A 23411-nucleotide genomic window follows, 5' to 3' on the forward strand; every position below is an offset into this window, starting at 1 on the left:
GGGGAGCGCATGCGAAATATAACAATGACACTACCTTCAGCTCTGCCTTCAATGGTGTGGGGGTGGAGAGAATTGCTTGGGCTCTGTAAAATTAAAGTAGTGGTTGTCATGTTAGTGTGTGCTGCCGTGGGGATGGCATTGGCAACCCAAGGCCTACCACCACTGACGAAAGTAATTATTAGTTTGGCCGGTATCGGTTTAGCCTCTTGTGGTGCAGCTGCTTTTAATCATGTTATTGACCGCCATTTGGATGCGGTAATGACACGAACTTCTTGTCGTCCAGTGGCGAGTAAACGGCTACCCGTGACAATCGCGTTGTCTTGGGCGTGCTTGCTTTCTGTTGCAGGTGTTACGCTATTAGCTTGGCAGGTTAATGTTTTAACAGCTGCGCTAACCTCTGCTTCTTTGATTGGTTATGCATTGATTTATACTGCTTTTTTAAAGCGGGCTACGCCCCAAAATATTGTTATTGGAGGTGTGGCTGGCGCGGCACCACCATTGCTAGGTTGGGTTGCCATTACTGGTCAAGTATCTTCTGAGCCGCTGTTGCTAATGCTGATTATTTTTGCCTGGACGCCGCCGCACTTTTGGGCACTGGCGATTCATAAATGTGATGATTATGCACGAGCAGGCATCCCAATGTTGCCTGTTACCCATGGTCTTCCGTTTACACGGCTACAAATTTGGTTGTATGGCTGGTTAACGGTATTGACCACTCTACTTCCGGTAATGATCGGGATGAGTGGGGTGCTTTATTTAGTCATTGTGATAAGCCTGAATGCGCGCTTTATGTTTTGGAACTGGCGGGTTTGGCGCGGTCACGATGCTACTGCACCTATCGGCGCTTTCTGGTTCTCAATTCGCTACTTATTAGGCGTTTTCAGTGCGCTATTACTTGATCATTACGCTGCGGCGCTTGCTTGGTGATCCGAAGACAAGTTGGACAGGTATGCAGTAAGAGGAGAAGCAAGCCTAGGTGCTATTGGTAAAATAGTGGTATAAAGGTGTACAATTTTCGTCAAGCAATTTATCCGCTTAATGAGGAGTTTCATGAGCTCAACGGTAGCGCTGGTATTACTCGCCGTAGCGATTGCAGTCATTGTAGGGCTGTGTTTCTACGCATGGTCGTTGCGCAAAGAGGTAAGTCGTCGAGAAGCTTATCGGCGCGATGAGGACGCTCGCGCCCAACAAAACAGTCTAGAAAATCTTGATTATGTCGCGAGTGCTTTGGTTCAGGAGCAGGTCGATATCACTGAAGGGGCTTGGCGGTGTAAGGTTCTACTTGAAATCATTGATCCTAGCTTAACGGAACGAACTGAATTTAAGGCTTTTGCTGAACACTATAGCCGCACTCAACATCTAAATACGCATTCCGCCCGGCAACAGTTGACTGCTCGAGAGCGTATGCAGGAAGACAAAGAACGGGTGATGGCAGAAAATGATTTACGCGAATCCGTATTGGAAGCTGCTCAAGCAGTATTAAAATGGCGTGCGAAAGGCAAAAGTGCGTTGCATTAACTATTAATTTTGAGCGGTTTTAACCGCCAAAATTGCATAGCAAGCTAATTTTTAGTGCCGATTGCGGCAATTTTGCTATGCTGAGTGATGTCGGTATTGGCAAGAAGTTGATATCTTGGCATTGTTGCCTTCTTGCGCTTAAGCGTTAATGATAGGCACACCGTTCTGTATCGTTTGGGTGTTGAGTGATTGGTACGTCACTAATCGTACTGGTAGCTTGATACCAACCGTAGCGATCTGGAACAGGCGAAAAATGGATGCTCTCGCAATAAGAAGCATTGGATAGATTTGGTCACTTATGGCCATTTCAGCATTGGATCAAGAAGGAGTCTTGCATGAAAAAATCAACGACTGGCTTGCTAATCGGTTCCGCACTGGTAGTAGGTCTATCTGGCTGTGCCAGCTCGGCCTCACAGTCCTCCAGCCAATCAAGCGCTAGCAGCGATGGTAGCTGGTATCAGCATCCTGCAGTATGTGGTTTGGCAGGCAGTTTAATCGGTGGCAGCATCGGCTATGCCACCAGCAGTAGTTCTGATGAAGAGAGCGGTGCTTACACTGGTGCAGCTGCTGGTGCGGCCATTGGCGGTCTGCTATGTGCTGATCGTACTCCTGAACCGGTTGCTCCTCAGTGCCCGAGCTATGGTGAAGTACCTGCAGGCGTTGCTGTTGACGCTGAAGGTTGCCCGCTAGACTCCGACGGTGACGGCGTGCCGGACTACCGTGATCAGTGCCCAGGCACTCCTGCCGGCGTGGAAGTTAACGCTAATGGTTGCCCGCTTGATTCCGATAATGACGGTGTTCCAGATTACCGTGATCAGTGCCCGAACACCCCTGCTGGCGTAGAAGTTAACGCATTGGGTTGCCCGGATAGCGTCGTTCTGCAAGATGTTAACTTCGAGTTTGATTCTGCTCAGTTAACCTCTAATGCTCAGAATGTATTGAACGGTGTTGCTGAGCGCTTGGTCAGTAACCCTGATGTTCGCGTAAGCATCGAAGGCCACACTGATTCACGCGGTTCTGACGAGTACAACAAAAACTTGTCACAAGAGCGTGCTCAATCAGTTGCTAACTACTTGGTAAGCCGTGGCGTAGAAGCTAACCGTATGCGTGCAGTAGGTTACGGTGAAGAGCAGCCGATCGCGTCTAACGAGACTGAAGAAGGTCGCTTCCAGAACCGTCGCGTTGAATTGGATGAGTGGAACTAAGTTCACTTATCTTCTGAGGTTTGTAGACGACTTGTAAATGGTTAACTGCAATCCACAGGTACAGAAACGGGAGGCATATGCCTCCCGTTTTTATTTTAAGCGGTAGGTAACTCTGCTAATCTTGTCGCTGTTTTTAGTGGGACTTTTGCACCCTCCAAGACCATTGATAGCGAAATGTGATCCTTGGTATGGATCACCACTGCGCTCAAGGAACATGAATGCCTATTGTTACTCTGCCCGACGGCAGCCAAAAAACGTTTGAAGCACCGCTGACCATTATGCAGCTTGCAGAATCCATTGGCCCTGGTTTGGCTAAGGCCTGCATCGCTGGAAAGATCGATGGTGTGCTGGTAGATGCCGCTGACCTGATTGAGCGGGACGCAGCGGTGGCGATAATTACTGCCCGTGACGCTGAAGGGCTGGAAATTATTCGCCACTCCTGCGCTCACCTCATTGGTCATGCGGTTAAGCAGATGTACCCCGAGGCCAAAATGGCCATTGGGCCTGTTATTGAAGATGGTTTCTACTACGATATTGAGTTTGGTCAATCCGTTACACCGGAAGACCTGGAAGCTATCGAAGCGCGTATGCAGTCACTGATCGAGCGTGAGTACGATGTGGTGCGCGAGTATGTTGATCGTGACCAGGCAATGCTGACCTTTTTGCATCGTGATGAGCCCTACAAACAGGAAATTGTTCGCGATATCCCTGATGATGCGACGATCCGGCTTTATCATCATGAAGAGTACACCGACATGTGCCGCGGGCCGCACGTGCCTAATACTCGCCACTTAAAAGCCTTCAAGCTCACTAAGCTGGCAGGGGCCTATTGGCGTGGCGATGCTGCCAATACCATGCTGACGCGTATCTACGGCACCGCATGGGGCGACAAGAAACAGCTTAAGGCTTACGTCAAACGTCTTGAAGAGGCGGAGAAGCGCGATCACCGTAAATTGGCGCGTCGGCTGGATCTCTTCCACATGCAGGAAGAGGCGCCGGGAATGATATTTTGGCACCCTAACGGCTGGGCGCTATGGCAGCAGATCGAACAATATATGCGAGGCGTTTATAAAGAGGGTGGCTACCAAGAAATTCGCTGCCCTCAGATAATGGATGTATCGCTTTGGAAAAAGTCAGGACACTGGGATAACTACGCAGACGGAATGTTTTTTACCGAGTCAGAAAAGCGTGAGTATGCCCTCAAGCCTATGAATTGCCCTGGTCATGTTCAGGTATTTAATTCTGGCTTACGTAGCTATCGCGAGCTCCCCGTTCGTTTTGGTGAGTTTGGCGGTTGCCACCGGAACGAGCCTTCAGGCGCTTTACACGGTATCATGCGCGTTCGTGCATTTACTCAAGACGATGGTCATGTTTTTTGTACCGAAGCTCAAGTTGAGCCAGAAGTAACTGACTTTCATCGTCAAGCGTTGAAGGTGTATAGCGACTTCGGCTTTGAAGATATTGCTATTAAAATTGCTCTTCGCCCCGAAAAACGCATTGGTAGTGATGAGGTTTGGGACCGGGCAGAAGATGCGCTGCGTAGTGCGTTAAAAACTTGTGATGTCGAATGGCAGGAACTTCCTGGCGAAGGCGCGTTCTATGGCCCCAAGATTGAATACCATATGAAAGATTGCCTGGGACGCGAGTGGCAAGTGGGTACTATGCAGGTCGACTTTATGATGCCAGAGCGACTTGGTGCCCAATATGTGACTGAAGAGGGGCATCGGAAGCCGCCAGTGATGTTGCATCGTGCTATCGTTGGCTCTATGGAGCGTTTCATTGGCATCTTGATTGAACATTATGCAGGCGCTATGCCATTATGGCTTGCGCCACAGCAGGCAGTCGTCATGACTATCACCGATTCACAGCGTGAATATGCGCTTGATTTGGAGAGCCGTCTGCAAAAAAGTGACTTACGTGTTAAAGCGGACTTGAGGAACGAGAAGATCGGCTTTAAAATCCGTGAGCATACGTTACAGAAAGTTCCCTATCTCCTGGTGGTAGGAGATAAGGAAGTCGAAGCTGACTCAGTGGCCGTGCGAACACGCAGCGGCGAAAACCTCGGTACAATGACGGTCGATGAATTTATTGAACGCCATACTGCCGAGAGAGCAGCCCTGGCGACATCGTCAATTGCCTAAGGAGACGGAACGATCAAGAGAAGCAACCAGCGAGGGCGTCCAGCAGATAAACGCCCACCAATGAACGAGCGAATTGTCGAAGAAGAAGTACGTCTTATTGGTAGCGACGGTGAGCAGTTGGGTGTTGTGCCCACCACCGAAGCGTTAGAGCGTGCTGAATCTGAAAGCTTAGATCTCGTGCAAATTTCGAATGCCGATCCCATCGTCTGTAAGATTATGGATTACGGCAAGTTCGTTTTTGAGACCAAGAAGCAGAAAGCGGCTCAAAAGAAGAAGCAGAAGCAAATCCAGGTTAAGGAAGTTAAATTCCGTCCTGGCACCGACGAAGGCGATTATCAGGTCAAGCTTAAAAACCTGACGCGCTTTTTGGAAGGTGGTGACAAGGGCAAAGTCACACTGCGCTTCCGTGGTCGTGAAATGGCGCACCAGGACATCGGTCGTAAGCTGATGGAAAGGATTGCGGCAGACCTGGAAGAGATCGGAGCGGTAGAGTCTTTCCCGAAAATGGAAGGGCGCCAGATGATCATGATTATTGCCCCGAAAAAGAAGTGATCCAACGGCGATGTCAACGGGCCACCGTAAACAGGTGGTCGGCCCTGGGTTTTCTAAAAAATATCGAGCGGAGTTTTCCTCATGCCGAAAATCAAAAGCAACAGCGGCGCTGCCAAGCGCTTCAAGAAGACTGCTAATGGCTTTAAGCACAAGCAGTCTCACCGTAGCCACATCTTGACCAAGAAGACGACCAAGCGTAAGCGTCAACTGCGTGGAATGAAGCAGATCCATGCATCTGATAAAGCGCTCATCCAGCGTATGCTGCCGAATCTATAAGTCGGGTTTTCGTTTTTCTGAGTGCAAAATTTTTTCGCCTCAGCCTTAAAGTCAGGAGTGTGTTATGACTCGAGTTAAACGTGGCGTAGTAGCGCGTCGTCGCCATAAAAAAGTGTTGAAGCTTGCTAAAGGTTACTACGGTGCCCGTTCACGCGTTTTCCGCGTTGCCAAGCAAGCCGTTATCAAAGCTGGTCAGTATGCTTACCGTGACCGTCGCAACCGTAAGCGCCAGTTCCGTGCGCTATGGATTCAGCGTATCAACGCCGGTGCACGTGTCAACGGTATGTCTTACAGCCGTTTTGTTGGCGGCCTCAAGAAAGCCGGTATCGAAATCGACCGTAAAGTATTGGCCGATTTGGCAGTACACGAGAAGGCCGCATTTGCTGCCATCGTGGAAAAAGCCAAGGCTGCCCAATAAGGTAGTTTGCATTGGGTGATTGCCCATGCAACGTGCCTGAGGTCATTTCTGAGTGACCCATCCAGGGGAAGAGCAGCCGCTCTTCCCCTGTTTTTTTGTTACCTTCAACGTGCCACGCCATCCTTAGGGGTGGACACCGCTTAATTCGGAGTGAAACGGATGGATCACCTTCCTACTCTGGTGTCTGAGGCTCGCGACGCCATTCAGGCTGCGCAGAGTGTCGCTGCACTAGACGAATTACGAGTACGCTACTTAGGTAAGAAAGGTGAGGTAACTGCCTTGCTGAAAGGCCTGGGGAAGCTGTCAGCAGAAGAGCGTCCTGCAGCGGGCGAGCGTATTAATCAGGCCAAGGGAACCCTAGCCGATGAAATTGATGCCAAGCGTGAGCAGCTTGAAAGTGCTGCGCTGAATGCCCGTTTGGCCGCTGAGAGTATCGATGTCACGTTGCCAGGGCGTGGCCAGGCCGAGGGGGGGCTACATCCGGTGACGCGTACGCTTGAGCGTATAGAGGGTCTGTTCACGCGTATTGGTTATGATGTGGCAGTAGGGCCTGAAATTGAAGACGATTATCACAATTTTGAAGCGCTCAATATTCCTGCCCACCACCCTGCCCGTGGCATGGCGGATACCTTCTATTTTGATGCTACGCGGCTGCTGCGTACTCACACTTCACCGGTGCAAGTACGCACGATGAAAAGCAGTGAGCCGCCTATCCGTATTGTTTGCCCAGGGCGCGTGTATCGCAGCGACTCAGACCTGACCCACACGCCCATGTTTCATCAAGTCGAGGGGCTGTTGGTCGATGAGGGCGTCAGCTTTGCCGATCTTAAAGGGACGATCGAAGACTTTTTGCAGGCATTTTTTGAACGTGACGACCTATCCGTCCGGTTCCGTCCTTCCTACTTTCCATTCACTGAGCCCTCGGCCGAGGTCGATATTCAGTGTGTGATGTGTAGTGGTGCGGGGTGTCGTGTATGTTCCCATAGTGGCTGGTTGGAAGTGATGGGTTGCGGCATGGTACATCCTGAAGTCTTCCGTCACTCGGGTATTGATACCGAGCGCTATACGGGGTTTGCCTTCGGAATGGGGGCTGAGCGTTTGGCAATGCTGCGCTACGGCGTAAACGATTTACGCCTGTTCTTTGAAAACGATCTGCGTTTTTTACGTCAATTCGCTTAAGACCGCCGCCGAATACAGGATCAACGATGAAATTTTCAGAACAGTGGTTGCGTGAATGGGTTTCGCCGCAGCTTGATACACAGGCCATGGCTGACCAAATCACCATGGCGGGCTTGGAAGTTGACGCTGTTGAAGCAGTTGCAGCCGAATTCAGTAAAGTCGTGGTGGCAGAGGTGCTGAGTAAAGAGAAGCATCCTGACGCAGATAAGCTCAATGTGTGTACCGTTGATGACGGCAGTGGTGAGCCAGTCCAGGTTGTCTGCGGGGCGCCTAATGTCGATGTTGGGCAGAAAGTGCCCTTTGCCCAGGTGGGCGGTGTCTTGCCGGGCGATTTTAAAATAAAAAAAGCCAAACTGCGTGGCGTTGAATCACGGGGTATGATTTGTTCAGCATCTGAATTGGGGCTTGAAGAAGAGACGTCACCAGGCATTCTGGTATTGTCAGCAACCGCTCCAGTGGGTGCTGATTTTAGAGAATTCATGCACCTGAATGACATGACCATTGAGGTCGACCTGACGCCCAATCGTGGTGATTGCTTAAGCATTAAAGGATTGTCGCGTGAAGTAGGAGTGCTTAATAGGCTGGCGGTGAGTGGTCCTGCAATAGCGTCGGTGTCCACTGAGATTGACGATAGTTTTGCGATTAGTGTCGAGGCGCCAGAGCAATGCCCTCGCTATATGGGCCGCATTATTAAAGGTGTCAATATTAAGGCTGAGACGCCCCTGTGGATGGTTGAGCGGCTGCGTCGTAGCGGCGTACGCTCTATTGATCCTGCCGTAGATGTCACTAACTACGTGATGCTTGAGTTGGGCCAGCCGTTACATGCTTTTGACCGCGATAATCTTCAAGGTGGCATGGTTATTCGCATGGCCACGCCGGGTGAGCGTTTAACGCTGCTTGATGGTCATGAGGTGTCGCTACGCCCTGGAACGCTAGTCATTGCCGATCATTCCGGCCCGCTAGCGATGGCAGGCGTAATGGGTGGTGAAAACTCAGGCGTTAACGAAAACACTCAGACTATTTTCCTTGAATCTGCGTTCTTTACGCCGCTTGCTATTGCTGGCCAAGCGCGCTCTTACGGTCTGCATACTGATGCATCTCATCGTTTTGAACGTGGAGTTGATCCACAGTTAACGCCCATTGCGGTCGAGCGGGCCACACAGTTACTCATTGACATTTGCGGTGGCCAAGCTGGGCCTGTTGTTGAAGCGCTAAGCGTTAAGCATATGCCCGAAGAGCGCTCAATCTTATTGCGCAGTGCCCGTTTAGAGCAGGCGCTGTCCAAGACTCTCGATAGCGATGATGTGACCGATATTCTTCAGCGTCTGGGGCTTGATGTCAGTATGCAGGGTGCTGATTGGGCAGTCACCGCGCCTACTTGGCGCTTTGATTTGGCCATTGAGGAAGACCTTATCGAAGAGGTGGCACGTATCCATGGCTATAATAATTTGCCGGTACGTCGCCCTGCAGCACGCTTGGCGCTTCGTTCTGCAGACGAAGCGACGCTCACGCAGGCGCGGCTGCGTCGTCAGATGGTCGCACGTGGCTTTCAAGAGGCGATTACCTACAGTTTTGTGGCGCCCGAGCTGCAAGCGACACTGCTACCAGACGCCGTATCCCCCGTGCTTGCTAACCCTATCTCGGCTGATTTGTCGGTGATGCGGGCCAGCTTGTTTCCTGGCTTGGTTCGTGCCATGGAGTACAACCTCAATCGTCAGCAAGCTCGCGTGCGTTTATTTGAAACCGGGCTAGTATTTAACGGCGAGTTGGATGCTTTGTCACAGGTGTCGATGCTGGGTGCATTGGTGTGTGGCCCGCGTGAAGCAGAAGGGTGGAGTGGCGCAAAAGACCGTGTCGACTTTTATGATCTGAAAGGTGATTTAGAAAGCGTCATCGCTTTAGGTGGCGAAGCCGATACTTGGCGGTTTGAGCCCGCAGAGCACCCCGCGCTTCATCCTGGGCAAAGTGCGCAGCTGTTGCATAACGGTGAGCCAGCAGGCTGGATAGGTACGCTGCACCCGCAAGTGCGAGCAACGCTAGGCCTGAAAATGGATGCTGTGTTGTTTGAAGTGCGCTTGGATATGCTAAGCCAAGGCAGTGTGCCAGCCTTTGAGCCGCTATCTCGCTTTCCAGAGGTGCGGCGTGATTTGGCATTTATACTCAATGAGTCGACACCTGTGCAGGCATTACTCGATTGCGCCAAGCAGCAAGCGGGGGAGTATCTGCAGGATATCAAGCTATTCGATGTCTATTCAGGTAAAGGCGTAGCCGAAGGGCATAAGAGTATTGCGTTGGGCTTGACCTGGCAGCATCCATCGCGCACGCTAAACGACGAAGAAATCAATCAGTTGGTCGATTCAATTGTGACACAAGTGCGTGTCAAGCTGGATGCGGAGCTGCGCGGCTAGTAAGTAACTTAAGTTATTGCTTAGGCTACGCCACGATGCTTATCACGTTCTTGGCAATGCGTTTGCTACTGTACGGTTGATACGGTGCTTTGACGCTGTATCTGCTTCAAGGATAAGGAGAAACCTTATGGGTGCGTTGACCAAAGCAGAACTGGCTGAGCATTTGCATGCTGAGCTAGCCCTGTCCAAACGAGAAGCGAAGGCCATGGTCGAAGCTTTTTTTGAAGAGATTCGAGCCTGTCTTCGTGAGAACGAACAGGTGAAGTTATCGGGGTTTGGTAACTTTGACCTGCGTGATAAGCGCGAGCGACCGGGACGAAACCCTAAAACCGGTGAAGAAATTCCGATTTCTGCCCGGCGGGTGGTAACTTTTCGTCCAGGGCAAAAGCTTAAGCAGCAGGTAGAGCATTACGGGGTCGGTGAGTAGCATTTTGAACTATAGGCGTATGAGCATCTGTTTTATAAGCTTAAGGTTCATAACACTAGATAATCTCATGTTCTTTACAAGGAGTGCCTATGGGCGCTCCTTTTCTTGTTATAGCGCCGAGTCTCAAGTCATGAGGGTTTTCTTGCGACTACATGCCGCCACCTTCTATTAACCACGTAATCACCACCTTGATAACGTAACCCAGCATACCTGCTCCCAACACGACAAACAGCATGATGGTGCCAAATTTGCCAGCGTTGGACTTTTTAGCCAAATCCCAGATAATAAAACACATAAATATAATTAATCCCCCGATCATTATCGGAGTGATCCACGTCTCAAAGGTTTGCTGCATAGTTACTCCTAGGGGTTGTATATGGGCCAAGCATTACGGGTAATGTGTTTCATTCTAACCAGCCATGTTAATATTTGAGCAAATTCATCGGGTATTTGTCGACTTGCGGGTTGGCACTGTGACACTTTGACAGGGGAGTGACGATGCCGAAGCTAAATATTTTGGTGGGTACCATGTACGGCGGTGCCCTTGATGTGGCAGAGCAAGTGAAACCCCTATTTGAACAGGCCGGTTACGCTGTGGAGATTGTTGAGCAGCCATCTGTCGATGATATTGTCAGTGGTGGCGCCGATTTGGCGCTGTTTTGTGTCTCGACCACTGGCAGTGGAGATTTTCCCGGCAGTTTTGTGCCCTTTGTCCGGCAGCTGCGTGAACAAAGTCCCGCGCTTACCACGCTTCGCTACGGGCTCATTGCCCTCGGTGATAGCTCGTATGGCGATACTTTTTGCGGTGCAGGCCGCGCGCTAGATGAGTTGCTGGCGGATTATGGCGCGACTCGCTTAGGGGAGCGCCTAGAAATCGACGCCATGGAGACCTTTATGGCCGACGATGCGGCTGTGCCCTGGGTGGAAGAGTGGATCGTTGACCAGCAGTTAAAGGTGGCTTGAGCGATGCAGCGAACGCCCACCTCGCCTGAGCGCATCAGTGTTGCGCTGGGCTTATGTGTCGTTATGCTGGCAACCCTGCCTCGCTACATGGCGGGCGGGCATGAAACCCGCCAGACGCTGATTTTCTTCGCCTTAGCACTGGTGGCTTTTGCGGCTATTATTCAGTGGCGCTTATTGGCTGTGGCGGCGCGTCGCCGCTTGCCGCAGCTATGCAAACGGTTAGCCGTTATGTTACTGCTAGGAATGGTCGTAATGGGTGGCTGGCACGCGCTGTTTACGGAGTGGATTAGTTGGCAGGTGTTCATTTCCCATGGTGCAACGCTTGGCGTACTGATGCACGCAGTAGGCCTATGGTGGGCTGGCGAGGGCCAGGCTCGCTAGTGTTTTTGGTACGGCGATTGAAAAAGTCGCTGCAAGACGTACAAAGCAGTAGAATGGTGTAAATTACGCAGCATGGGGCTAATAATGAAGCTAAACACGCCTTAAAGCGGTTAATTGCTCGCTTATTCCCTTGTTTTTAACATCACTGCCCCCATGTTGCGAGCATGGCGCTTGCCACTATGCGTTGGGGTTCTTAAAATTACCCCCTTGAACTTATTACATGCAATCAACACAACGCCCAGCCGTTAGAGGACAATTCATGCAAGTTTCTGTCGAGACGACCTCCCAGATCGAACGCCGCATTACTATTCAAGTGCCGGCTGCCGAAATTGACGAGGCCGTGAGTGCTCGCTTGAAAGACACCGCGAAGAATGTTCGCTTGAATGGTTTTCGCCAGGGCCGGGTGCCAATGGCAGTAGTCCAGCAGCGCTACGGCCAAGACGTACGTAACGAGGTAGTTAGCGAAGTAATGCGTGAGCGTTACGTGCGCGCTATTACTGATGAAGGCCTCAACCCGGCGGGCTTCCCGCAAATTGAACCTTCCGTTAATGAATCAGGCAAAGACCTTGAATTCGTGGCAGTAATGGAAATCTACCCGCAGGTAGAGCTGGCTTCAATTGAAGGTACTGATATAGAGCGCCCGGTGGTGTCCGTTAGCGATGCAGATGTCGAGGAGATGATCGATACACTGCGTAAGCAAAATGCCGCATGGGAAGAAGTTGATGCTGCTGCCGCCGACGGTGATCAAGTCACTATCGACTTCCAAGGCTATATTGGTGATGAACCGTTCGAAGGCGGTAGTGCCGAAGGTCACACACTGGTCATTGGCTCCAATAGCTTTATTCCAGGTTTTGAAGAGCAGTTAATTGGTGCTAAAGCGGGCGAAGAGAAGACCCTTAACGTCACGTTCCCTGATGATTACCAGGCTGAGCACTTGGCTGGCAAAGAAGCCACTTTTAAGGTAACGATTCACAAAGTCAGCAGCCAGAAACTGCCCGAAGTTGACGCTGAGTTTATCGAGCGTTTTGGCGTTGAAGGCGGCGATCAGGAAAAATTCCGCGCCGAAATCAAGAAGAACATGACCCGTGAAGCATCACAAGCCGTTGATAACCGGGTTAAGCAGCAAGTACTTGATGCACTTAAAAAGGTGAATGAAATTCCTGTGCCGAGCGCACTGGTTCAGCAAGAAACAGATGGCATGAAGCGTCAGGCGGCTCAACAGTTTGGTTTAGGCGAAGATTTTGATGTTAGCCAGCTGCCCAATGAACTTTTCGAAGAGCAGGCTAAAGGCCGAGTTCAGGTTGGTTTGTTGCTGGCAGAAGTCATCAAGGCAAACGAACTTGATGCCGACGATGATGCTATCAAGGCAAAAGTAGCCGAGCTGGCTGAGCAGTATCAAGATCCTGATGAAGTGGTTAGCTACTACATGGGTAACGAGCAGCTGAAAACCCAGGTGAAATCTGCCATTCTCGAAGAGAAGGCGGTGGCTAAGTTACTTGAGCAAACGAACATTAAAGACGTTGAAATGTCTTATCAGCAAGCCCTTGCCGCTGCGCAACAGCAGGCTGAGCAAGATGAGGGTGCTGAAGAAGGCGAGCAAGCTAGCGCCTAACACCCTGGAACGTGGCGCACCTTTATGTCGGTGCGCCTTTCCCTTCCCGGACGCAAGGAATCACCTGAATGAGTGAGTTTGATATTCAAAACGCTGGCGGTTTAGTGCCCATGGTGGTTGAGCAGAGCGCCAAAGGGGAAAGAGCCTACGACATCTACTCACGCCTTTTGAAAGAGCGTGTGATCTTTTTGGTAGGCCCTGTAGAAGACTACATGGCTAATCTGGTCGTCGCTCAGTTACTGTTTCTGGAGTCAGAAAATCCAGATAAAGATATCCACCTGTATATTAACTCGCCTGGTGGTTCGGTCACCGCGGGGATGTCGATTTACGACACTATGCAGTTTGTGAAGCCGGACGTGTCTACGGTATGTATTGGCCAAGCGGCCAGCATGGGTGCGCTGTTATTGACAGCAGGTGCTGCTGGTAAACGTTACTGCTTGCCCAATTCACGGGTGATGATTCATCAGCCGCTGGGTGGTTACCAAGGCCAGGCTTCTGACATAGAAATTCATACCCGTGAAATTCTGGGTATTCGCGAAAAGCTGAATCAAATCCTTGCCCACCATACGGGCCAAGATATCGAAACTGTCTCGCGTGATACAGATCGGGATAATTTCATGAGCGCCAGTAAAGCCACAGAGTATGGCTTGATTGACGCAGTGCTGGATAAGCGGCCTACATCCTGATAGCGTAATAGGATTCTGCTTTTCTAACGAGCTTTTCCGGCGGCGTAAGCCGCCGCAGTGATAGAGGTATGCGAATGGCCGACGGCAAAGGCAAGGACGAAGGTGGCAAACTGCTCTACTGCTCGTTTTGTGGAAAGAATCAAAACGAAGTACGTAAGCTGATTGCGGGCCCGTCCGTTTATATCTGCGATGAGTGTGTCGACTTATGTAATGACATTATTCGCGAGGAAGTTCTCGAAGCCGATGCCGAGAGCGATGAGGAGCGTTTACCTACGCCTCGCGAAATACGTCATACGCTTGATGACTACGTCATCGGACAAGATCGCGCCAAAATGGTGCTTTCCGTAGCGGTGTATAACCACTACAAGCGTCTGAAAACAGATGTGCGCGACGGCGATGTAGAATTAGGTAAATCAAACATTCTGCTGATTGGTCCCACTGGTAGCGGTAAAACGCTGTTAGCGGAGACGATGGCACGGTTACTGAATGTACCTTTTACCATTGCGGATGCAACCACGCTGACGGAAGCCGGCTATGTCGGTGAAGATGTCGAAAACATCATCCAGAAGTTGTTGCAGAAGTGCGATTACGACGTTGAGAAAGCCGAGCGCGGGATTGTTTATATTGATGAAATCGACAAGATTTCACGCAAATCGGATAACCCTTCAATTACGCGTGATGTCTCGGGTGAAGGCGTCCAGCAAGCATTGCTGAAGCTTATTGAAGGTACAACGGCTTCTGTGCCACCTCAAGGTGGACGCAAACATCCCCAGCAGGAATTTGTCCAAGTTAATACGGGCAATATTCTGTTTATCGTAGGCGGTGCGTTTGCGGGGCTGGAGAAAGTTATTCGTGACCGTGCTGAGAAGGGCGGTATCGGCTTCAATGCAGCGGTGAAAAGCAAGGAGTCCTCCCGTGGGGTGGGTGAACTGCTGGCTGACGTAGAGCCTGATGATCTAGTGAAATTTGGCTTGATTCCTGAGTTTGTAGGGCGTTTGCCGATCATCGCCACACTAACGGAGCTCACCGAAGATGCATTGGTGCAGATTCTGACCGAGCCCAAGAATTCGCTGGTTAAGCAGTACGCTAAGCTGTTTGAAATGGAAGATGTGACGCTTGAGTTCAGAGATGAAGCGTTACGTGCTGTGGCTGAGAAAGCGATGGAGCGTAAGACTGGCGCGCGTGGCCTGCGCTCTATTCTAGAGTCAGTGCTGCTTGACACCATGTACGAAATTCCATCACTTGAAGGTGTCAGTAAAGTCGTTATTGACGGTTCAGTGATTGCCGGTGAGAGCGAGCCTCTTTTGATCTATTCCCAGCAAGAAGAAGCGCTAGTCGACGGCACTGATGGTTAGTGGCTAATTGACCAGTCGGCCCAGCTTTAACCGCTTGCGCTAAAATCAAGGGGTCGCTTAGGCGACCCCTTGTTGTTGAAGAGCCCTGTCGCTGAAGAGCCTTGCCGTTGAAAAGCTTTGTCGTGAAGTATTACTGCCTAGTCCGCTCAATGCTAATGTGGTTGAACATCGCTTACTGACGACTGCGCAGTACTTTTCCAAGTACTCTTTTTTAAGTACTCATCCGATTTGCCGAGGAACGTCTGCGATGCAGCAGAACGCCGAACAGACACAATGTCTACCCCTTTTACCGTTGCGCGATGTGGTCGTTTATCCGCAAATGGTAATACCCCTTTTTGTTGGTCGTGAAAAGTCTATCCAGGCGCTTGAAGCAGCGATGGAGGCTGATAAGCGTGTATTGCTGGTGGCTCAACGTGAAGCGTCTCAGGATGAGCCGGATAACGCTGATCTTTATGCTATGGGTACCGTGGCTGACATTATGCAGCTGCTCAAGCTTCCTGATGGCACGGTTAAAGTACTCATTGAGGGTAATTTTCGAGCGGATGTACTAAGCGTTGAAGAGAATGAAGCCGGCTACACGCAGGCGCACTTAACACCACGAGAGAGTGAGCCGCTTACTAGTCGTGAGCAAGAAGCGCTTGTGCGCGTATTACTCAATCAGTTTGAGCAGTACGTCAAGCTGTCTAAGAAAGTCCCTAACGAGGTACTTAACTCGTTATCAGGGATTGAAGACCCAAGCCGCTTGGTGGACACCATTTGTGCTCATCTGTCGCTGAAGATTGGTGATAAGCAGGAATTGCTTGAGATGGATCGCGTGCGCGATCGTATTGAACACCTGATGGCGCTGATTGAGTCTGAAATCGATCTGCTGCAAGTGGAGAAGCGCATCCGCTCGCGGGTTAAAGAGCAGATGGAGAAGACGCAGCGCGAGTACTATCTCAATGAGCAGATGAAAGCCATCCAGAAAGAGATGGGTGAGCTGGATAATGTGCCCAATGAGGCTGAAAAGTACGAGCTCGCGATTAAAGAGTCCGGTATGCCCAAGGAGGCATCTGAGAAAGCGACGCAAGAGCTTAACAAGCTCAAAATGATGGCTTCAAATTCCGCTGAAGCGACCGTTGTGCGCTCTTATCTGGATTGGCTAGTCGCGGTGCCTTGGAAGAAGCGCACACGTGTGAAGCACGATCTCGTCAAAGCTCAGCAAGTGTTGGATGAAGACCATTACGGCCTCGAAGAGGTAAAAGCGCGCATCCTAGAGTATCTTGCCGTGCAGAAGCGGGTGCGCAAGATGAAAGGACCTGTATTGTGTTTGGTGGGCCCGCCTGGAGTGGGTAAAACCTCTCTCGGCCAATCTATCGCCCGTGCCACCAATCGTAAGTATGTGCGTTTGGCGCTGGGTGGCGTTCGCGATGAGTCAGAAATTCGCGGCCATCGCCGCACCTATATCGGGTCGCTGCCGGGTAAATTGATGCAGCGGATGAGCCGTGCTGGGGTTAAAAATCCCCTGTTCTTGCTGGATGAGGTCGACAAGCTTGGCATGGATCATCGCGGCGATCCAGCCTCTGCATTGCTTGAAGTGCTTGATCCTGAGCAAAATAACAGCTTTAGCGATCACTATCTGGAGCTCGATTACGATCTTTCAGAAACACTATTCATCTGTACGGCTAATTCGATGAATATTCCTAGTGCGCTTCTAGATCGTATGGAGATTATTCGTCTGCCGGGTTACACCGAAGATGAAAAACTGGCCATCGCTAAGCGCTACTTATTGCCTAAGCAGTTAGCAGCAAACGGTTTGAAGGGTGAGGAGTTAACGCTGGAAGATAGCGCGCTTTTAGAGCTTATTCGCTATTACACTCGTGAAGCAGGTGTGCGTGAGCTTGAGCGTCAGATCGCCAAAGTGTCGCGTAAAGTGCTACGTGAACGCCTTGAAAATGAGCGTGACCCTGCCTCTGATCAAGATGGTCAGAGCTTAACGGCCGAACAGATTGAGCACTATGCAGGGGTGCGTCGCTATAGTTACGGTCTGGCTGAGCAAGAAGATCAAATTGGCCGAGTCACTGGGCTTGCCTGGACATCGGTCGGTGGCGAATTGCTTAATATTGAGTCAGTGGTTACGCCGGGTAAGGGGCGAATTAACAAAACTGGCTCACTCGGTGATGTCATGAAAGAGTCGGTAAGCGCGGCACATACCGTGGTTAGAGCTAGAGCACAAGCATATGGAATTGATCCTGAGCGGTTCGAAAAAGAGGATCTGCATATCCACGTGCCCGAAGGAGCTACGCCTAAGGATGGCCCAAGCGCGGGTATTGCCATGGTGACCGCGATCGTTTCTGCTTACACGCAGCGGGCGGTACGTTGTGATGTGGCAATGACCGGTGAGGTCAATCTGCGCGGTGAAGTGTTGCCCATCGGCGGTCTGAAGGAGAAATTGCTGGCAGCCCGTCGCGGTGGTATAAAGACAGTGCTAATTCCTGAAGAAAACCGTCGTGATCTCAAGGAAGTACCTGACAATATCAAAGGCGCACTTGATATTCGTCCGGTACGTTGGATAGATGATGTCTTAGCCGTAGCGCTAGCTGATAAGGTAGAAGAGGGTGCACCGTTGAAAAGCACCGACGCATCGTATAGTAATACCGTAGTTGCTAGTACCCATTAAGCTGTTAAAGTCCTCTTTGGTCTTTAATTTTACTTAATATTTGTGCCCGCTACTTTGTGTGGCGGGTATCTCACGACATGGTTGCTTGACAGGTGTTTCAAGGCGTTGCTATAAAACGCAGCTATGCTTTGATCGTTGTACCTATCGGTGACCATGCCGTTCAGAGCCATTTTTTGAAACAGTCAAGGGGTGAAGAGTGAATAAGTCCGAGCTGATTGAAGCCATTGCCGCGTCTGCAGATATCCCGAAAGCAGCGGCAACCCGCGCATTGGATGCCATGGTGGAGTCTGTCACCGATAGCCTTAAGAAGGGCGACAGCGTATCACTAGTAGGCTTTGGTACCTTCGCGATCAAAGAACGTGCTGCACGAACTGGCCGCAACCCGCAAACGGGACAGCCAATCCAGATCAGTGCTGCCAAAGTACCCAGCTTCAAAGCAGGTAAAGCGCTGAAAGACGCCGTCAACTAATTTGACCGCGTTTGCTGTAACCTAATGGGCGCATCGCATTGGCGATGCGCCCATGTTATTTTCTGGCCCCCTATTTGTTAGGATTTAGCGGGTCGATGTGTTTGGCTGTGACTATCTGAGGCTAGCATGCTGCAAAGTATTCGAGATGGCTCCAGGAGCTGGGGTGCCAAAATTATTATCGGTGTTATGGTCGCGGCCATGGCGCTTTTCGGGATTGAATCACTGTTTGGGCTTTTTGGCAGCGATCCAGACGAAGTAGCGAGTGTCAACGGGCAGCCCATCATGCGTCAGCAGGTTGAGCTCGGGGTGCAGCGCGCTTTACGCTCAGGGCAGGTGCCGCCTGAGCAAGAGCGAGCCCTACGCAGCGACATGCTTGACCAGCTCATCACCCAGGAACTGTTATCCCAGTACGCCGAAGAGGGTGGCTTTGCTGTTTCAGAAGAGCAACTTGATCAACTGATTGTCAGTCTGCCTGAGTTCCATGATCAGGATGGTCGTTTTTCTGCTGAAGTTTTTCGTAACCGCTTAGCGGGCGCGGGCTATACGCCATTATCTTTCCGTCAAGAATTGCGCGTCGATATCCAGCGACAGCATTTACAGCAGGGTCTAGCTTTCAGCGATTTTAGCTTACCCAATGAACAAGAGCGTCTGGCAGAGTTGCAGCGCCAGGAGCGGAGCTTACGCTATGTGGTGCTAGATGGTGATGACGTCGAGGCTGATATCAATGTCAGTGAAGACGACCTGCAAGCCTATTATGATGCCCACCAAGAGCGCTATGAACGTCCCGAACAGGTGCGTCTTGAGTATGTGATAGTTGATCGTCAGGCAATGGCAGAAGGCCGCGATGTTGATGAAGAGGCGCTACGGGATGCATGGCGCGAGCAGAATCGTGACGCTGACCGCCAAGTCTCCCATATCATGATTACCTTTGGTGATGAACGTACTCGTGACGAAGCTCAGGAAATGGCTGAAACAGCCAGGCAAGCATTGGATAGCGGTGAATCGTTTGCCGATACCGCTCTGCGCTACTCTGATGATACGGCCAGTGCCGAAGAGGGTGGGGATCTTGGGGTAATCAGCCGTGGCTTCTTTGGGGATAGCTTTGATGAAGCAGCTTTTTCTTTAGAAGAGGGTGATGCATCCCAGCCGGTTGAATTGGATAATGCTTTTCACATTATTCAGGTGACGGATATTCAAGGCCCAACATTTGAAGAGCAGCGCGATGAGCTGGCGCGGGAAGTGGCGCTGAGCGATGTTGATGATGAATTTAATCAGCGAGTTCAGCAGCTAATTGATGAAAGCTTCGCTGCGGATGATCTGCAAAGCGTTGCTGAAAGCATTGGTCTTACCCTTAATGAGAGCGATTGGCTTGCCCGTGATGACGAAGCGGAAGGCGTTTTATCCGAGCCTGGTGTGATGTCAGCGGCGTTCAGCAACGACGTGCTGAAAGAGGGTTATAACAGTGAAGTTATCGAGTTAGACCAAGATCGTCGGATGGTGCTGCGTATTGCTGAACAGCGCGATGCAACGTTACTGCCTCTGGATGAGGTCCGCGAGGAGGTCGAAATATCCGTAGCCGCTGAGCAGCAGCAGCAAGCATTGCGTGAAGAGGCGCAATCATTGATTTCAGAACTGCAAGCAGGTGAGGAGTTGGATGTCGATTGGCTCGAAGCTAATAACGTTAGTCGCCAAGCAGATACCACCGTACCTCAAACGATTGTTCAGGAAGCTTTCCGCATGCCACGGCCTGATGAGGGTGAGAGCGTTTATCGTGCCGTTGAACTTCCCCAAGGCGTTGCCGTTGTAGCATTGGATAGCGTGAGTGACGGTGAAATTGATGAGCAGATGGAAACGTTTGTCTCACAAATGGCGGAACAACTGCGTGCTCAATCGGTTCTCCAAGGTTTGGTTGATGACTTGCGCAGCGATGCAGACATAGAGCAATAGAATCGCTTAAGCAGGTTCAAAAAAGCCGATCTCGCGATCGGCTTTTTTGTATCCGTAAATAGCGGTCTCAGGTCAGGCGTCAGGTAATTCGGTGAAAGAGAACTGACGCAACTTTGGTGCCGTTTGATCTGAGCGCTCAACCACGATATCCCAGCCACGTTGGCTATCCCAATCTCCTAACACATAACGTTTGGCGGGTACTTCTTCAACCGTCAGGTCATGTACGTGAGGGCGGTGAGTGTGACCATGAATCATAGTGGCAACACCAAACCGCTCCATCAGCAAAATTACTTCCTGCTGTGTCACATCCATGATTGCCTCAGCTTTATTGGCGTTAGCCTCGCCCGACTGCATGCGTAGGCTTTTGGCCAGCTCTAGACGTTGTTCCAGCGGTAGAGCCAATATCTGAGTTTGCCACTCTGGGTTGCGCGACTGCTGACGGAAAGCCATGTAGGCTTCATCTTGGGTGCATAAGCTATCGCCATGAAGGAGTACCACGGGTACCCCCTGAATCTCGACTTCCTCAATGTCAGGTAGCAGCATCGCCTGACAAGCGTTAACAAAGCGCTCGCCGAGTAAAAAATCACGGTTGCCATGCATCAAATAAACAGTGGTGCCGTCACTGCTAAGCTTGTGCAACCGCTTAATAACCTCTTGAGCCACAATGCTGAGCGGATGGTCAGTGGCATCAAGAAGGTCATCACCCATCCAGGCATCAAAAAGGTCGCCCAGAATATAAAGAGCATCGGCTCCTGGGGCAGTATGTTCTAAGTAGCGGTAAAACCCCTGATTAATCTCAGGGGTGTCGCTACTTAGATGCAGGTCGGCAACAAGCAATGTGCGCATAAAGCTCCCAGTGTCATTCCGCTTCCTTCATGTAAGCGCGTTCGATGATCACGTCTTCAGCGGGTACATCGGCGTGCATGCCGCGGCGTGTAGTGGCCACGTTTTTAATCTCGTTGACCACTTCCATACCGTCAACGACTTCGCCAAATACCGCATAGCCCCAGCCTTGAAGACTTTTACCGCTGTGATCAAGAAAGCTATTGTCGCCTACATTAATAAAAAACTGCGCAGTGGCAGAATGCGGGTCCTGGGTGCGAGCCATGGCTAGCGTACCGATAGTGTTTTTTAAGCCGTTGTCGGCTTCGTTCTCGATCGGGTCAACGGTCGGCTTCTGCTCGAAGTCTTTATCAAAACCGCCGCCTTGGACCATGAATCCGTCAATCACCCGGTGAAACAGGGTGCCGTCATAAAACCCGTCGCGAACGTACTGCTCAAAGTTCGCCGCGCTAATCGGCGCTTTTTCATGGTTAAGCGCGATGGTGATGTCACCGTGGTTCGTCTGTAATACGATCATGGATAAATTCCTGTTCAATAAAGGCGTTCGCCTTGGCGCTGTGCATCGGCGTCACGTTATAATAGCGGTTTTGCCCTGCACCGCGAAGGGCCATAGGAGTATCCTATGTTCTCACGGCTCAGTACGCCATCCACCACGAGGTTATCAACACCACCATGACCAACGAGACCACCCCAGCGCCGAACTTCATTCGCAACCAAGTACGCGACGAAATCGAGGGCGGCCAGGTCACTAAAATCGTGACACGCTTCCCCCCCGAGCCCAACGGTTTTTTGCACATCGGCCATGCAAAGTCGATCTGTCTCAATTTTGGGCTGGCGGAGCAAATGGGTGGCGAATGTCATCTGCGTTTTGATGATACCAACCCGGCGAAAGAAGAACAGGCGTACATCGATGCGATCAAAGAGGATGTCACCTGGCTAGGCTTTGAATGGGCAGGCCCTGTGCGTTTTGCTTCTGACTACTTCGACCAGCTCTATACCTGGGCGCAGCACTTGATGCGTGAAGGAAAAGCCTACGTGGACGATCTTTCGCCGGATGAAATTCGCGAGTACCGCGGCACGCTGACGGCACCGGGCACCCCCAGCCCTTACCGTGAGCGTAGCGCCGAAGAGAACCTTGATCTGCTGGCGCGAATGCGCGAAGGCGAATTTGGTGAAAGTGAAAAGGTCGTGCGCGCTAAAATTGACATGGCGTCGCCTAATATCAACTTGCGCGACCCTATCCTTTACCGCATCCGCCACGCCAGCCATCACCAAACGGGCGATAAGTGGAAAATCTACCCTTCTTATGATTTCACCCATGGTCAGTCGGATGCCATTGAAGGTGTTACGCACTCGATCTGTACTCTGGAGTTTGAAGATCACCGCCCGCTGTATGAGTGGTTTTTAAATAACCTTCCTGTGCCCGCCAAGCCGCGCCAAATCGAATTTGCCCGTCTCAATCTTGATTACACGTTAACCTCCAAGCGCAAGTTGAAGCTGTTGGTGGACGAACAGATTGTCGATGGCTGGGATGACCCACGGATGCCGACGATCTCCGGCATGCGTCGCCGCGGTTATACGCCGACCTCTATCCGCAAATTCTGCGAGATGATTGGCGTTACCCGTGCCGACGGTGGCCTGGTGGATATCGCCATGTTAACCCACGCCATTCGCTCGGATCTTGAAGACAATGCCCCGCGCGCCATGTGTGTGTTAAAGCCGCTGAAAGTCGTGCTCACCAATGTGCCGGAAGATCACAAAGAGATGTATGAAGTGCCAGGGCATCCTGCACGTGAAGATATGACGATGCGCAAGGTGCCCTTTACTCGGGAGCTTTACATCGATCAAGACGACTTTATGGAAGATGCGCCTAAGAAGTTCTTCCGCCTCGCGCCAGGTAAAGAAGTGCGTCTGCGCAATAGCTATGTGATTCGCTGTGACGAGGTAATTAAGGACGCGGCCGGTGACATCAGCGAGCTGCATTGTTCAGTGGATTTCGATACGCTGGGCAAAAACCCGGAAGGCCGCAAGGTGAAAGGGGTTATTCATTGGGTAAGTGCTGACCACGGTTTGCCAGTGGAAGTGCGCCTGTATGACAACCTGTTCACCGTTGAGCAACCAGATCGTGACAAAGATGTCGACTTCCTAGAGCACTTAAATCCGGAATCGCTGGTCGTTTGTCAGGCAATTGGCGAGCCAAGCCTTGCGGAGGCCACGCCCGAATCACGCTTCCAGTTCGAGCGCGTCGGTTACTTCTGTGCAGATCGTCATGATTCCACGCCAGAGCATTTAGTGTTTAACCGCACCGTTGGATTAAAAGATAGCTGGGCAAAAATCAAGCAGAAGGGCTAAAGGCCAGGAAAAACATGGAT

The 23411-nt window shown here is 51.1% G+C and carries 22 protein-coding genes; 19 read left to right on the forward strand and 3 right to left on the reverse strand.

Features of this window, described 5'->3' with window-relative positions:
• Positions 1–9 precede the first annotated feature (9 nt).
• The 10 genes from cyoE to KO116_RS10370 all read left to right on the forward strand — a co-directional run bounded on the left by cyoE (position 10) and on the right by KO116_RS10370 (position 10124).
• Positions 10–927: a heme o synthase gene (gene cyoE, locus KO116_RS10325; protein WP_035555529.1), complete on the forward strand. Its 918-nt coding sequence runs from the start codon at positions 10–12 to the stop codon at positions 925–927.
• A 123-nt stretch (positions 928–1050) separates the two neighbouring features.
• The gene (locus KO116_RS10330) at positions 1051–1518 is read left to right on the forward strand and encodes a DUF2489 domain-containing protein (RefSeq protein WP_035555533.1); all 468 of its coding nucleotides are present in this window, start codon (positions 1051–1053) and stop codon (positions 1516–1518) included.
• A gap of 335 nt (positions 1519–1853) precedes the next feature.
• Positions 1854–2723 (forward strand): OmpA family protein, encoded by an 870-nt coding sequence (locus tag KO116_RS10335; RefSeq protein ID WP_035555535.1) that lies wholly within the window; start codon positions 1854–1856, stop codon positions 2721–2723.
• A 218-nt stretch (positions 2724–2941) separates the two neighbouring features.
• Positions 2942–4864 carry a threonine--tRNA ligase gene (gene thrS, locus KO116_RS10340; RefSeq protein WP_035555538.1) on the forward strand — a complete coding sequence of 641 codons (1923 nt, stop codon included), beginning with the start codon at positions 2942–2944 and terminating at the stop codon, positions 4862–4864.
• A gap of 60 nt (positions 4865–4924) precedes the next feature.
• Complete coding sequence (gene infC / locus KO116_RS10345; protein WP_008957470.1) at positions 4925–5416, forward strand: translation initiation factor IF-3; 492 nt, start codon at positions 4925–4927, stop codon at positions 5414–5416.
• A gap of 81 nt (positions 5417–5497) precedes the next feature.
• The gene (gene rpmI, locus KO116_RS10350; RefSeq protein ID WP_007114345.1) at positions 5498–5692 is read left to right on the forward strand and encodes a 50S ribosomal protein L35; all 195 of its coding nucleotides are present in this window, start codon (positions 5498–5500) and stop codon (positions 5690–5692) included.
• Positions 5693–5756: 64 nt separating this feature from the next.
• Positions 5757–6110 (forward strand): 50S ribosomal protein L20, encoded by a 354-nt coding sequence (gene rplT, locus KO116_RS10355; RefSeq protein WP_007114344.1) that lies wholly within the window; start codon positions 5757–5759, stop codon positions 6108–6110.
• A 159-nt stretch (positions 6111–6269) separates the two neighbouring features.
• Positions 6270–7289, forward strand: coding sequence for a phenylalanine--tRNA ligase subunit alpha (gene pheS, locus KO116_RS10360; protein WP_035555543.1), 1020 nt, complete (start codon positions 6270–6272; stop codon positions 7287–7289).
• A 26-nt stretch (positions 7290–7315) separates the two neighbouring features.
• Positions 7316–9697, forward strand: coding sequence for a phenylalanine--tRNA ligase subunit beta (gene pheT / locus KO116_RS10365; protein WP_035555546.1), 2382 nt, complete (start codon positions 7316–7318; stop codon positions 9695–9697).
• A 127-nt stretch (positions 9698–9824) separates the two neighbouring features.
• Positions 9825–10124 carry an integration host factor subunit alpha gene (locus KO116_RS10370; protein WP_035555549.1) on the forward strand — a complete coding sequence of 100 codons (300 nt, stop codon included), beginning with the start codon at positions 9825–9827 and terminating at the stop codon, positions 10122–10124.
• Positions 10125–10272: 148 nt separating this feature from the next.
• On the opposite strand, the gene KO116_RS10375 is transcribed toward KO116_RS10370, so the two are convergent.
• Positions 10273–10479 carry a DUF2788 domain-containing protein gene (locus KO116_RS10375; RefSeq protein WP_008956864.1) on the reverse strand — a complete coding sequence of 69 codons (207 nt, stop codon included), beginning with the start codon at positions 10477–10479 and terminating at the stop codon, positions 10273–10275.
• 143 nt (positions 10480–10622) lie between these two features.
• Between KO116_RS10375 and KO116_RS10380 the strand changes: the two genes are divergently transcribed.
• The 8 genes from KO116_RS10380 to KO116_RS10415 all read left to right on the forward strand — a co-directional run bounded on the left by KO116_RS10380 (position 10623) and on the right by KO116_RS10415 (position 20196).
• Complete coding sequence (locus KO116_RS10380) at positions 10623–11087, forward strand: flavodoxin (protein WP_035555554.1); 465 nt, start codon at positions 10623–10625, stop codon at positions 11085–11087.
• 3 nt (positions 11088–11090) lie between these two features.
• Positions 11091–11468, forward strand: a complete 378-nt coding sequence (locus tag KO116_RS10385) for a hypothetical protein (protein ID WP_035555557.1) — start codon at positions 11091–11093, stop codon at positions 11466–11468.
• A gap of 259 nt (positions 11469–11727) precedes the next feature.
• Positions 11728–13080, forward strand: a complete 1353-nt coding sequence (gene tig / locus KO116_RS10390) for a trigger factor (RefSeq protein ID WP_035555561.1) — start codon at positions 11728–11730, stop codon at positions 13078–13080.
• Positions 13081–13148: 68 nt separating this feature from the next.
• Positions 13149–13766 (forward strand): ATP-dependent Clp endopeptidase proteolytic subunit ClpP, encoded by a 618-nt coding sequence (clpP, locus tag KO116_RS10395; protein ID WP_035555564.1) that lies wholly within the window; start codon positions 13149–13151, stop codon positions 13764–13766.
• 74 nt (positions 13767–13840) lie between these two features.
• The gene (gene clpX / locus KO116_RS10400) at positions 13841–15121 is read left to right on the forward strand and encodes an ATP-dependent Clp protease ATP-binding subunit ClpX (protein ID WP_008956869.1); all 1281 of its coding nucleotides are present in this window, start codon (positions 13841–13843) and stop codon (positions 15119–15121) included.
• Positions 15122–15368: 247 nt separating this feature from the next.
• Entirely contained in the window at positions 15369–17780 is a 2412-nt protein-coding gene (gene lon / locus KO116_RS10405; protein WP_035555568.1) for an endopeptidase La, read from the forward strand.
• Between the two features lie 196 nt (positions 17781–17976).
• Positions 17977–18249, forward strand: coding sequence for a nucleoid-associated protein HU-beta (gene hupB / locus KO116_RS10410; RefSeq protein WP_027335814.1), 273 nt, complete (start codon positions 17977–17979; stop codon positions 18247–18249).
• A 126-nt stretch (positions 18250–18375) separates the two neighbouring features.
• Positions 18376–20196, forward strand: a complete 1821-nt coding sequence (locus KO116_RS10415; protein ID WP_035555574.1) for a SurA N-terminal domain-containing protein — start codon at positions 18376–18378, stop codon at positions 20194–20196.
• A 72-nt stretch (positions 20197–20268) separates the two neighbouring features.
• Here KO116_RS10415 and KO116_RS10420 read toward each other — a convergent pair whose 3' ends face one another.
• The gene (locus KO116_RS10420; RefSeq protein ID WP_035555578.1) at positions 20269–21042 is read right to left on the reverse strand and encodes a UDP-2,3-diacylglucosamine diphosphatase; all 774 of its coding nucleotides are present in this window, start codon (positions 21040–21042) and stop codon (positions 20269–20271) included.
• A gap of 13 nt (positions 21043–21055) precedes the next feature.
• Positions 21056–21556 carry a peptidylprolyl isomerase gene (locus tag KO116_RS10425; RefSeq protein WP_035555581.1) on the reverse strand — a complete coding sequence of 167 codons (501 nt, stop codon included), beginning with the start codon at positions 21554–21556 and terminating at the stop codon, positions 21056–21058.
• A gap of 155 nt (positions 21557–21711) precedes the next feature.
• Here KO116_RS10425 and KO116_RS10430 point away from each other — a divergent pair, with 155 nt between their 5' ends.
• On the forward strand, positions 21712–23391 hold the full coding sequence (locus KO116_RS10430) for a glutamine--tRNA ligase/YqeY domain fusion protein (protein ID WP_035555584.1): 1680 nt from the start codon (positions 21712–21714) through the stop codon (positions 23389–23391).
• Positions 23392–23411: the final 20 nt, after the last annotated feature.

Origin of the sequence: Halomonas sp. KO116 (genome assembly GCF_000734975.2) — a bacterium.
Classification (GTDB): domain Bacteria; phylum Pseudomonadota; class Gammaproteobacteria; order Pseudomonadales; family Halomonadaceae; genus Vreelandella; species Vreelandella glaciei.